The following is a 13,113-nucleotide window of genomic DNA, read 5'->3' as shown; positions in this document are numbered from 1 at the left end:
AATAAACCAATTGTGTATGCCATAACTTTTTGAATGTAATATAGAAGTTCAAAAAAAAAATCGGAAAATGCTTGAGACCATTTCCCGATTTAAGAACTAATAATCAAACGACCTTTTCAAAATCATTTAATCAAACCAAAATTATGAAAAATAAATTTATGGGGGTATTGACGTATTGGCAATTCCCTAAATTCGACTTGAAGATGAAACTGACCACCTTTTTACTTATAGTTTCGTTATTTGAGATTCAGGCAAATACCTACGCCCAAGGCACCAAAATAACCTTAGAACTAGATAATGTTCCAGTAGAACAGGTTTTTAGTGAAATAGAAGCAATATCTGAGTTTCGGTTTTTATATGAGAGTGCACAGATAGATCTGGATCGAAAAGTAACTTTACGCATCAAAAAAAGAAAAATATCGGAGGTGTTGGCCTTGCTTTTCGCCAATACCAATATCAGTTACAAGACTTATGACCGACAAGTAATACTTTCAAAGAAATCTAATTCTGAATTATCGTCCTTGATTATGGGTGTTGAGCCAACAAAAGAGTTAAGCTCATTTCAATTTCAGGTTTCCGGTGTAATAACGGATGCCGATGGTGTTCCCTTACCAGGGGCCAATATCGTTGAAAAAGGGACTTCCAATGGTGTTACTGCCGATTTTGATGGTAATTTTACCATTGAGGTAGCCAATGAAAATGCAACTCTTGTGGTGTCTTATATAGGGTATGCTACCAAGGAAATTGCTCTAAATGGAAAAACGACTATTGCGGTCAGTTTGGAAGAAAGTGCTGCAGGATTGGATGAAGTAGTACTGATAGGGTACGGAACCCAAAAGAAAAGTGATTTAACGGGTGCTGTAGGTTCTGTCTCTTCGGAAGAGCTTCAAGAGCGGCCGACTTCAAACCTTACACAATCATTATCCGGTAAAATGCCCGGGGTTAGCGTTTCCATTAATTCTGGTAGACCAGGGGGTAAATCCAATATAAGAATCCGAGGAAATTCCTCCGTAAGTCTTGCCAATGATCCTTTGTACGTTGTAGATGGGGTTATATTGGTTTCAACAGGCCTTGCAGACAACAGCACTCCTATCGATTATATCAATCCAAATGATATTGCTTCTGTCGAAGTGTTAAAAGATGCCTCGGCCACCGCTATTTATGGTTCAAGGGGGGCCAACGGGGTTGTTTTGGTTACTACTAAAAGAGGAAGCAATGCAGGTGGTAGAATTAGTTATGACAGTTATTACAGTTTGGGTACGCTCGCCAAAAAAGTAGGGGTACTCAACTCCGAGGAATTCTTAATGATCGAGGAAGTTGCTTACCAGAACGCAGAAAAGTATGATGCCGTTGGTTTTGCAAACGGTAAATATACCGATCCTGCCTTAAAAAGGAACGATCCAAGATTGTTCGATGCAAATGGAGATCCAATATACGATACGGACTGGCAGGATGAAGTTACCAGACCGGCATTTACCCAGAATCATCAATTATCTTTTACAGGAGGAAATGAGAATGGAAGTTATGGGGCCTTTTTAGGCTACATGAACGAAGAGGGTATCATGAAGGATTCTTGGTTAAAGAGATATTCCGGGCGATTTGTTTTTGACTCCAACATTAAGGATTGGTTAAAGGTTGGTGGTAGTTTAAGTTATAATAATCAAAACGAAAGGGTTATACACGCTTCATGGGTAGGAAGGAATATGATAGAAAATATACCTATTATTCCAGTTAAGTACCCTGATGGTACATGGGCCAGTAATGCAGATTATCCGGGTATGGAAGGTGGTCCCAATCCAGTAAGGGTTGCAGAAGAATACAAGAGATACCTAAAAACCAATACTGTGCTTGGAAATATATTTGCCAATATTACTTTGGCCAAAGGATTGGACCTAAGGACATCATTGGGGATTAATAGTATCGACCAAAAAATTAATGAATACGCAGGTAGGGAACTAAGTTTTATAGGGACTAACACCAACGGATATGCGACTAGATCATTAAACGAGTATTTGTCATGGCAATTTGAAAATTATTTGACATATCAGAAGGAGATTGCAGAAATTCATTCACTAACTGGTTTATTGGGTATTTCTTGGCAACATGTAAACAGTTCCAGTTTTAGTGCCGGTTCTCAAAATTTTTCAGATGATTTTTTTAGTTATGATAATTTGGGAGCGGGGTCTGTTGTACGTACGCCAAGTTCAAGCGCTTATGCTTATGGTCTTAATTCTTATTTTGGAAGAATCAACTACGGCTTGTTAAATAAATATTTACTTACGGTTACAGGGCGTGTAGATGGATCCTCAAAGTTTGGAGCTACCAATAAATATGCGTTCTTTCCTTCTGCAGCATTGGCTTGGAAAGTCTCCGAGGAAAATTTCATGAGGGAATCTTCTTTAATTTCAAACCTTAAATTACGTACTAGTTATGGTGTTACAGGTAACTCGGAAATTCCGGCATACGGTGCACTTTCAGGTCTTGGAAACTACGCTTATGTAGTTAATAATTCTATAGTAAATGGTATTGGGATAGACAGGTTGGCCAATCCTAACTTACAATGGGAAAAAACAGAACAGGTAGATGCCGGGATAGAGTTGGGTCTTTTTAATGGAAGGGTTTCCATGGAGGCAGATGTCTATAGAAAGTTGACCACGGATATGCTTTTAAATTCTCCGGTACCAACAAGTAGTGGCTATGCTTCGGTATTTCGTAATATAGGTAGTATGGAAAATAAAGGATTCGAATTTTCCTTGAATACCAAGAATATAATAAATACTGATTTCTCATGGGAAACCGATTTTAATATCGCCATGAACAAGAATAAAGTGGTAGCCCTTTCCGGGGGTAGTGATATATTCTCTAGCCGTACTATAATTAGGGAAGGGGAACCTGTAGGTTCATTCTTTGGATTGGTTCACCTTGGAACTTGGGGTACCGATGAGGAAGCTGAAGCCGCAAAGTATTTCAGGTTGCCAGGGGATGTAAAAATAGAGGACAGAAATAACGATGGTGTCATCAATCAGGCAGACCGTACAATTATAGGGAAAGGTATACCGGACGGCTACGGTAGTTTTATCAATACCTTCCGTTATAAGAATTTTGAATTGTTGGTGGATCTGCAATTCCAGTATGGTAATGATATCATGTATATTACCACGCGTCCGCAGGAAAATCGCCAAGGTATTGCAAATAGCTTATCCACTGTCTTAAACGGTTGGACCCCTGATAATCAGGATACACCAATTGCCCAGTGGAGACCTGTATCGGCAGGTTATGATAACTTGGACACCTCCCATATGATTCAGGATGGGTCTTTTATTAGGGGCAGAAACCTTTTGTTGGGTTACAATTTTCCTTCCGAAATGACCGAAAAAATAAAACTCAATAGGCTTAAGGTATATACTTCTGCACAAAACTTCTTTGTTAGCACAAAATATCAAGGTTATGACCCTGAGGTGCAGACCAGTGACAATACTTTTGGACAAGGAGAGGTTAATTTTGATCAATATCCGAAACCCAGGGTATTTATGATCGGGTTGAATGCAACATTCTAATTAAAAAAAGACAAAAATGAAAAATACTATAAAAACACGAATTGGTTTATTTACTATGGCCTTTTCACTATTCCTTACTACAGGATGTTCCGATTTTCTTGAAGAATCTGATCCTACCAATATTACGGCAGAAAGTTATTTTGAGACTGCCGAGCATGCCGAATCGGCCGTTATTTCCATATATTCCAGTTTAAGATCGGTTAGAGGAGGTAGTTATGGGGGTAGTCCATGGCTAATGTTGGAATTTGCAACAGGACTTGCCGATAGTGATTTGGGACAGGCCGACAATAGCAATATTATTAGAAATTTGACCAATACCTCTGATAATGCATATGGTAAAGCGTATTGGGATAGTAGCTATAAGGGAATTGCCAATGCCAATTTGGCCATTGCAAACATTCCTGATATTGCAATGGACGAAGCCAAGAAAAATAGACTTATGGGCGAGGCCAGATTTTTAAGGGCCTATTATTACTATAACCTGGTTAGAATTTTTGGTTCAGTGCCATTGATTACAGATCCTATTGATTTAGGTTCCGAAAATCTATATGCTTCTCCGGAATCTGTTGAGAATATCTATGCTTCAATTGAAGAAGATCTTACATTGGCAGAGGCTTCTGGATTACCATTTAATGATACTACTGGAAAAGTTACTTTGGGCGCCGTTAAATCGCTATTGTCAAGTGTATATCTCACCATGGCCGGCTATCCTTTACAAAAAGGAAATGAATATTATCAAAAGGCTGCAGATAAGGCCAAAGAGGTAATCGATTCCGATCAATATAGTTTATTTCCAACCTATGCAGACCTTCACGACCCGGCCAGTAACAATATAGGGGAGAATATTTTTATGGTGCAATATGAAGCTTTTGTGGACCCCTCAAATTGGCAACCATTAATAATCCCTTACAATATGAACATTTCAGCGTATTCTGAGCAGACTGGGGCTATTTATGCAAATCAGAATTTTATACAGTCCTATGAAGCTGGTGATAAAAGGGTTGAAGAGAAGGAATTTTACTATACTACCTATACCTCAAAATTTGATAGGAACGAAACCATTGTTTTAGGGGGGTATTTTTTATACAAACATTTTGATATAGTGGCCAATCTTGAAACGGCTAGTAGCGACCTTAATTGGGACTTAATTCGCTATGCGGAGGTACTTTTGATCTATGCCGAAGCCCAGAACGAGATTTCCGGACCTACCATTGATACTGAAGAAGCCTTGAACAAAATTAGAAGGAGAGCTGAACTTCCTGAATATTCAGGACTAAGCAAAGAGCAATTTAGGGAAGCAGTCTGGAAGGAGAAATGGCACGAATTAAGCTATGAAAATGTAACCTGGTTCGATATGGTCCGTCTAAGAAAGGCTTTTAACGTGACCACAGGAAGCTTTGAGGACTTTGTAGGACATACATTTGCGTATGGACCAACACTTACTGCAAGGGAATTATTGTTCCCCATACCTACGGATGAATTGAGAAACAATGAAAACCTTGTTCAGAACCCAGGATATTAATTTAATGGCAGTTTAACATTTTTATGGTTAAGAATCCCAATTTATAGACTTTAGAATCTTTTTTAAAGTAGATTGCGATTATTTGGGATTCTTTAAACCAATATTTAGTAGATGTTGTTAACACGAAATAGTATTAGAATTGAATAGTATATTTATGAAAACGAAAAGAAATGATAATTAAATTAGATCTATTTATGTTTAAAGACAAGATACGTCCAGACGGTTATTTGATGAGATATTTTCAGGTTTTTGTTTTAGCCTTATTTGTCCTTCCACTAACCTCAAACGCCCAAAGCACGGTAAAGAAAAAACCCAACGTCATCATTGTAATTACAGATGACCAAGGTATGGGCGACTTGGGTTGCTATGGAAACCCCTACATTAAGACGCCCAGCATCGATGAATTTTATAAAGAGTCGGTGCGATTTACCAATTTTCATGTGTCCACCACCTGCGCCCCTACCCGTGGCGCCATAATGACCGGTAGACATACCAATAGGATAAACGTATTCCACACAATAACCGGACGTTCCCTGCTTTTTGAGGACGAAGTTATTTTGCCACAAGTATTAGCTCAAAATGGATATACCAACGGTATGTTCGGAAAGTGGCATTTAGGGGATAATTATCCATACCGCCCTGAGGATCGAGGTTTTCATGAGGTTGTTAGGCATGGTGGGGGAGGTATCACCCAAGGCCCTGACTATTGGGGGAACGATTATTTTGACGATACGTATTGGCATAATGGGGAAACCCAAAAATACAAGGGATACTGTACCGATGTCTTCTTTTCCGAAGCTATGGACTTTATAGAAGAAAATAAGGATGACCCATTTTTCTGTTATATCGCCACTAACGCTCCCCATGGTCCTTTGAACCTGCCAAAGAAATATTTGGATATGTACAAGGGGATCGATGGCCTTCAGGAGCAATTTCAACGCTTCTATGGGATGATCACCAATATCGACGACAATTTTAAGTTGTTGCAAAAGAAATTGGACGAGTTGAAGATAGCGGACAATACCGTCTTGATCTTTATGACAGATAATGGTACCGCAGGAGGGAATAGGGTTTTCGATGCCGGTTTAAGGGGTTCAAAAGGTAGTGAATACGAAGGTGGCCATAGAGTGCCACTTTTCATCCGCTGGCCGGACGGACAACTTACTGGTGGAAAGGACATAGACAAATTGGTTGCGGCGTATGATTTGTTGCCTACTTTTGTTGACGTATTGGGACTGGATTTTAATCCGGTAAAACCCTTGGATGGCACAAGTTTAAAGCCATTGCTTTATGGTAACGCCGAAAATTGGCCCAATAGAACACTATATATAGATACACAAAGACTTCAAAACTTGGTAAAATACAGAAAATACTCTGTTATGGATGATAATTGGAGGTTTGTGAACGGTACGGAACTCTATAATATGAACGATGATCTCAGTCAGACTAAAAATGTAATAGAACAATATCCTGAGGTGGTGGAAAAACTGGCCGAAGGTTACGAGAGATGGTGGCAGTCCTTTATGGATGAGGGCGTTAACGAAAGATATGCCTATATAAAAGTGGGGTCGCCCCAAGAAAATCCAAGTCGTATTTCTTCTCATGATATGCTAACGGGAAAATTTAATGGTATGTGGCATCAATATGGTGCTGCAAGCGCAGTCCAGGCTACTGGAAGATGGAAAATTGAATTCGTGGAAGATGGGGAATATAAAATAAGCCTATGCCGATTTCCAAGGGAGAGTGGATTGGAAATTAATGCAACCTTCCCCGCACAGGAAAAAATCGTAGAGCTGGATAGGACTATGCCGGCCAGCGTAAAATCCGATTTTGAAGAGGCCTATCTGTATGTTGCGGACATAGATCAAACCGCTAAGATAGAAAAGGGGATAAAGGAAGTATCCTTTACGGCTAAAGTTTCAGCGGGGAAATATGATATGGAAGCCCAATTGATAGACAAGGACAATAGGGTGCATCCGGCCTATTATGTCTATATTGAGAAATTATAGTTGAAATCTATCGAAAAATCTAAAGGTTAATAAGAAATTGGGAGAAACATTCTTACAGAAATCGAGCAACTTTGTATTTGTTTTTTGTTGGCTATTCACAGCTAGCTTGTTTTTGGGTTGCGCAGATGAGCGGAAAAAAAGTGAAACCAGTCCAGAAGAAAATCCTACCCCCAACATCATCCTGCTCATGGCCGATGACCAGGGCTGGGGAGATATGGCGTATAACGGCCATCCCCACCTAAAAACGCCTAATTTGGATGCCATGGCCGCAAATGGGGCAGTTTTTGAACGTTTCTATTCGGCATCTGCGGTCTGTTCCCCTACACGTGGAAGCGTAATGACGGGCAGGCATCCACTACGTTATGGAATTTGCCATGCCAACTGCGGCCATATAAAACCTGAGGAAATCACCTTGGGGGAAATGGTCAAAGATCTGGACTATACCACTGGCCATTTTGGTAAATGGCATTTGGGCACCCTGACGCGCGATATTGTGGAGGCCAATAGGGGAGGAAGGGAAAAATTTGATGGGGACTATGCCCCGCCCTGGGATCATGGTTTCGATGTTAGTTTTGTAACGGAATCCAAAGTACCCACATGGGACCCTATGGTTACGCCTCCCCAATCATCAGGTGATGTAAATGGGAATTTAATAGAAGGGGAACCTTTCAATACCTCCTACTGGACCGGACCTGGTAAAATTGCCAAGGAAAATCTGGAAGGGGACGACTCTAGAGTGATCATGGACAGGGCCATCCCCTTTATAGAAAATGCCGTAAAAAACGATAAACCATTTTTAAGTATTATTTGGTTCCATACTCCCCATTTGCCCGTTTTGGCAGGGGATGATGACAGAGCTCCCTACGCTGACCTTTCAGAAGACCAACAGCATTATTATGGGGTTTTGACCGCCTTGGACAAACAAGTGGGGCGTTTGCGCGATAAGCTGCGGGAATTGGGAATTGCTGAAAATACGGTACTCTTCTATACCAGCGATAATGGTCCCGAGGGGAAATCTGTTACTGGTAGGACCCAAGGCCTTACCAAAGGACTCACGGGTAGGAAAAGAAGCTTGAATGAAGGCGGTATCAGGGTCCCAGGTATCATGGAATGGGAAGGAAAAATCGGCCCGGGAACAAAGGTGAATATCCCCTGCTTTACTTCCGATTATTTTCCGACGATCGCCAATATCTTGGGGGTGGACCTTAAGAAAAGTAATAGGCCCTATGATGGGGTGGATATGTTGCCCATTGTAAATGGCGAAGTAATGCGAAGAACGGAACCGTTGGCCTTCGATTTTCAGGGACAGGCAGCTCTAATAGATAATGAGTACAAGATTTATAGCGATGATGGCGGACAGCATTTTGCCCTTTATAATATTCGGAATGATATGAGCGAAAGTAATAACCTGGTAAATGAGCAGCCCGAAAAGTTGAACGAAATGGTTGCCTATTGGAATCAATGGAAGGAATCTCAGTTAATGAGTGCTTCTGGCAAGGATTATTGACTATTTTAGCGACTAGGACTAATATGCGACTGCACTATCAAATAATATTTTGAGATTAATTTTTACTTACCAAAAATAACCTTTATGAGATTACTTTATTGCGTACCCTTACTTGCTATATTTTTGCTTGGATCCTGTAAACCATCTGGATCTGAAAAGGTCTCCGAGACTGAGGACAAGCCCAATATCGTTTTTTTATTTGCCGATGATCAGACCTTTGAAAGTATTAGGGCCCTGGGTTTTGATGAGGTCCATACCCCAAATTTGGATCGCTTGGTAAACGAAGGCACTACTTTTACCCATGCGTACAATATGGGCGGTTGGAATGGGGCCATCTGTGTGGCATCACGGGCCATGATCATTTCCGGATCCTATATTTGGAATGCACAGGATAAAAGCGCATTGTGGTCCAAAGGGGATAGCACAGCTTTGAACCAGACCTGGAGCAGGCTGCTCCAAAAACAGGGGTATGACACCTATATGACCGGTAAATGGCATGTACTGGCCCCTGCTGGAACTATTTTTAACGATGCACGGCACATACGTCCTGGAATGCCTGTAGATCGTGGTAATGAATTGGGTGCTGCCATAAAAAAATGGAAGGCGGAATCTGGGGATATGAAGGACTGGAACAACTATATGCCGGTTGGCTATGGCAGGCCAACGGGTCCGGACGATACCGAGTGGTCTCCAACTGATACCTTACAAGGAGGTTTTTGGGAAGGGGGCAAACATTGGAGCGAAGTGGTCCGTGATGACGCCCTGTCATTTATAGATTTGGCCACCAAAAAGGATGATCCCTTTTTTATGTACCTGGCCTTTAATGCAACCCATGATCCGCGGCAGGCACCCCAACGCTTTTTGGATATGTACCCTCTTGAGAATATTAAGGTACCCGAAAACTTTTTGCCGGAATATCCATATAAGGATGATATGGGCAATCCACCAGGTCTTCGGGATGAGGCGCTGGCTCCATTTCCTAGAACGGAATATGCCGTAAAGGTTCACCGCCAGGAATACTATGCCTTGTTGAGCCATATGGATGAGCAGATAGGGATGATTTTGGATTCTTTGGAGGCTAGCGGTAAGATGGACAATACCTATATCTTTTTCGGTGCGGACCATGGTCTGTCTGTTGGGCATCACGGCTTGATAGGGAAACAGAGCATGTTCGACCATAGTGTGCGTATTCCAATGATGGTGGTAGGCCCTGGTATTCCCAAGGGAAAAACTTTGGACCAGGATGTGTATTTACAGGATATTATGGCCACTTCCTTGGAATTGGCTGGTGTGGAGAAGCCAGACTATGTACAGTTCAATAGTTTTATGGATATCATTAAAGGGGAAAGAGCGGAGAGCCACTACAATGGTATTTATGGCGCCTATATAAATGTACAGCGTATGATCCGTAAGGATGGTTTCAAACTTTTGATCTACCCTAAAATTGATAAGGTGCTATTGTTCGATATGGAAAAAGATCCGAACGAAATGAACGACCTGGCCGCTAATCCGGAGTACAAGGAAAAGGTTAAATCACTTTTTGCCGATCTATTGGAACTTCAAAAAACAATGGATGATGAGCTCGATCTTAGTGGTTTATATGATAAAATGTTAGAATAAAGGAAATAACCAATCATGTTGATACAACGTATTCTTAGTGCTTTTGCCCTTGTTTTTTTAGTTGGTTGTGGCGAAGCAGTAAAAACAAAATCCACCGAGGATCAAGGACCTCCTAACATACTGTTCATTTTGGTCGACGATCTGGGCAAGGAATGGATTAGTAGCTATGGGGCGGAGGATATAGAGACTCCAAATATAGATGCATTGGCCAGGTCTGGCCTCAAATTCAATAACGTGTATTCCATGCCACAGTGTACTCCAACAAGGGTCACATTGCTTACTGGTCAATACCCGTTTAGGCATGGGTGGGTCAACCATTGGGATGTGCCGCGTTGGGGTGGGGGTGCCCATTTTGATGAAACAGAGAACCCTACCCTGGTAAATGAAATGAAAAGGGCTGGTTACAAGACCTGTATAGCCGGTAAATGGCAGATTGATGATTTTCGGGTAGAACCGGATGCGTTGGAGAAAGTGGGATTTGATGAATATTGTATGTGGACAGGTTATGAAGCGGGCATCGAGGCGAGCGCTGAAAGATACTGGGATCCCTATGTTTTTACCAAAGAGGGTAGCAAGACTTATCCCGGCGCTTTTGGTCCGGATATTTTTCGGGATTTTATAATCGACTTTCTACAAGAAAACAAGGAAGGTCCCATGTTCGTATATTATCCCATGGTATTGACCCATACGCCCTTGGTAAATACCCCAGACGAATCTGCAGATGATAATTTGGGCAAGCACAAGGCTATGGTCCGCTATACCGATAAGATTGTTGGGCAACTGGTTAATGCCCTTAAGCAAAATGGTCTGTTGGAAAACACTATGATTGTCTTTACTACGGATAACGGTACTGCACAATCCATTACCGGTACTTACAAAGGTGAACAAGTAAAAGGGGGTAAATCCAAAACCTTGGAGTCTGGAATATGTGAGCCATTTATTGTAAGTTGGCCCGGACGTATAAAAGCAGATCAAGAATCTAATGCGCTTATCGATTTTACAGATATTCTTCCAACATTTTTAGACATTGCCGGGGTTAACTCAAAGGATAAATGGACAGATTTGAATGCTTCACATATAATCGATGGTAAGTCTTTTAAGAATGTTTTGCTGCAGGGGGATGAAGCTTCCGAAAGAAAATGGATATTGGGAATGGGTGGCGGAAACAATGCGCGACTTACCGAAAATGGGGTGGAAAATCAATTTAAATTCAGGGATAGGGTACTCCGTGACGAACGGTACAAATTATACATAGGTGCTAACCGTAAACCTGAAAAATTTTTCGATTTGATACAAGATCCCTTTGAGCGCTCTAACCTTGCAGACATTCTGAAGTCTGGAGAAATTGAAAATAGCTTTAAAAACTTTATGGAGATTGTTAAATCTTTTCCATTGGAGGACAGTGATCCGCAATATAAGAACAATCCACCACAGGAGTGGGATGTGGAAATTACGGCAGAGAGCGGCACTTGGAAAATGTGATGCCCCCAATCTTTCAGTACCTATAAATGTAATGGTACCTAGTATAGGGGCTACTCGATTGGTTGCATACTTTGGTCAATTGCTTTTGCGCGGTTTTTGAATGGTGTATTTATTGTGGAATATCTAGATATATACTATTGTTAGGGTACAATCTCTTCCATTAGAATTATTTTAGAACTTAGTTCCATTCGGTCCACTCCTTTTACTTCTAAAACGATCTGATAATATTTTGGAAGGCTTCCATATTTTTCAATTAAGGCCGATTCCAGTTCCTTAAGTAGTTTTGGGGAGGTAAAATATTTTAAACTCTGCGAAGCTGCCGTATCCCATATTCCGCCAAATAAATAAATGTTGTTATTATTGGGTCCTGGTGCTTTCGTTATAAAACCGTAATCTGTATGGTGTCCATTGGGGTCACCGTACGGACGGTAAACCGTTTCACTTCCATTTTGCTCATTCCTGTAAACAATACTCTGATCCTGATTGTTGTAGTATAGCGAGGGACCTGCTAGGTAGTCCTTGAATAGTCCAAAAGTTTTCATCATCCCAATCACTATAAAATTATTGTCTGGGAGTTCTTTCGGATTAAAGCGCACCATATTTCGAATAGTAAAATCTTTCTGGTTGTGCGAAAATATTTCGCTAAGATCTTTGATCCATAATGCGCTATTGTAAATAAGTAGACTGTAGCTTAAAGGCTCATAGATTATATTGGTTTCGGACTGCTCCAAGATAAATTTGTCATAGTCCTCTAAAGAATTGATAAAGGGATCCCTAATAATTTTTTGAGTACCTGTTTTGGGATTATCCTCTTGGTATATAAAAAGGTCTCCCAGTAACACCATTAATGGCTTTTGGTCCATAAATAAATCCTTCCATAAACCATTCTCGTTGATTGGGTTGGTGTTGTGCTTCCCTGGATACAGGGAAATATTATATGCCAAGGATATGGTGAATAGTAATAAAAGGGTTAAGGTTATGCCCTTGGACCAGGAATAGGATTTCTTGGGTGCCAATATTTTTTTTTCTACAAATCTAACTTCGTAGCTCCCTTTGGGGATTTGAACAATAATCTTGTCTTCTTTGCCTTCCTTTGAGTAGTACTTGGCCAGTTTTTTACGGAGGTTATAGATGTAAACCCTTACCAAGGTACTTTGGGAAGGGTCAAAATTGGGTTTCCCAAGAATTTCCGAAGCGATGGTGGTTTCCTTCGGAATGTCTTCCTCTAGGGTGCTAGCTACCAAAAAGAGCAGAAGGTTGGCATAGGTATTGGAATGTCCAAACGATTTACTGTTTATTATTTTGGCAGTTGTTTTATCATATGCTTTGTTATTTTCCATTGATTATCCCTAAAAATATAAAGGTAATCAATTATTATTAACAGTTAATAAAACAGTTTATTAACCCATTAACAGT

At 40.8% G+C, this 13,113-nt stretch carries 7 protein-coding genes; 6 read left to right on the top strand and 1 reads right to left on the bottom strand.

What is annotated here, in order from left to right; translation table 11 throughout:
• Nucleotides 1-143: 143 nt before the first annotated feature.
• From U735_RS0118490 to U735_RS0118465, 6 genes are all read left to right on the top strand, one after another.
• On the top strand, nt 144-3,557 hold the full coding sequence (locus tag U735_RS0118490) for a TonB-dependent receptor (protein WP_198036666.1): 3,414 nt from the start codon (nt 144-146) through the stop codon (nt 3,555-3,557).
• A gap of 16 nt (nt 3,558-3,573) precedes the next feature.
• A complete protein-coding gene (locus U735_RS0118485) occupies nt 3,574-5,079 on the top strand; it encodes a RagB/SusD family nutrient uptake outer membrane protein (protein ID WP_031445247.1) in 1,506 nt (501 codons plus the stop codon).
• A 170-nt stretch (nt 5,080-5,249) separates the two neighbouring features.
• The gene (locus tag U735_RS0118480) at nt 5,250-7,088 is read left to right on the top strand and encodes an arylsulfatase (RefSeq protein WP_198036665.1); all 1,839 of its coding nucleotides are present in this window, start codon (nt 5,250-5,252) and stop codon (nt 7,086-7,088) included.
• 37 nt (nt 7,089-7,125) lie between these two features.
• Nucleotides 7,126-8,595 carry a sulfatase-like hydrolase/transferase gene (locus U735_RS0118475; RefSeq protein WP_198036664.1) on the top strand — a complete coding sequence of 490 codons (1,470 nt, stop codon included), beginning with the start codon at nt 7,126-7,128 and terminating at the stop codon, nt 8,593-8,595.
• 84 nt (nt 8,596-8,679) lie between these two features.
• Nucleotides 8,680-10,215 carry a sulfatase-like hydrolase/transferase gene (locus tag U735_RS0118470; RefSeq protein ID WP_031445244.1) on the top strand — a complete coding sequence of 512 codons (1,536 nt, stop codon included), beginning with the start codon at nt 8,680-8,682 and terminating at the stop codon, nt 10,213-10,215.
• A 15-nt stretch (nt 10,216-10,230) separates the two neighbouring features.
• Nucleotides 10,231-11,697 carry a sulfatase-like hydrolase/transferase gene (locus U735_RS0118465; protein WP_031445243.1) on the top strand — a complete coding sequence of 489 codons (1,467 nt, stop codon included), beginning with the start codon at nt 10,231-10,233 and terminating at the stop codon, nt 11,695-11,697.
• 140 nt (nt 11,698-11,837) lie between these two features.
• Here U735_RS0118465 and U735_RS0118460 read toward each other — a convergent pair whose 3' ends face one another.
• Entirely contained in the window at nt 11,838-13,037 is a 1,200-nt protein-coding gene (locus U735_RS0118460) for a hypothetical protein (protein WP_031445242.1), read from the bottom strand.
• Between the last annotated feature and the right edge of the window lie 76 nt (nt 13,038-13,113).

Origin of the sequence: Arenibacter algicola (genome assembly GCF_000733925.1) — a bacterium.
Classification (GTDB): domain Bacteria; phylum Bacteroidota; class Bacteroidia; order Flavobacteriales; family Flavobacteriaceae; genus Arenibacter; species Arenibacter algicola.
Note: the sequence above shows the minus strand (reverse complement) of the source record. Positions and strands in the feature narration are given on the sequence as shown.

Coding starts and splice junctions, on each gene's coding strand:
- U735_RS0118490 (WP_198036666.1), top strand. CDS start 144: ATGAAAAATAAATTTATGGGGGTATTGACGTATTGGCAATTCCCTAAA.
- U735_RS0118485 (WP_031445247.1), top strand. CDS start 3,574: ATGAAAAATACTATAAAAACACGAATTGGTTTATTTACTATGGCCTTT.
- U735_RS0118480 (WP_198036665.1), top strand. CDS start 5,250: ATGATAATTAAATTAGATCTATTTATGTTTAAAGACAAGATACGTCCA.
- U735_RS0118470 (WP_031445244.1), top strand. CDS start 8,680: ATGAGATTACTTTATTGCGTACCCTTACTTGCTATATTTTTGCTTGGA.
- U735_RS0118465 (WP_031445243.1), top strand. CDS start 10,231: ATGTTGATACAACGTATTCTTAGTGCTTTTGCCCTTGTTTTTTTAGTT.
- U735_RS0118460 (WP_031445242.1), bottom strand. CDS start 13,037: ATGGAAAATAACAAAGCATATGATAAAACAACTGCCAAAATAATAAAC.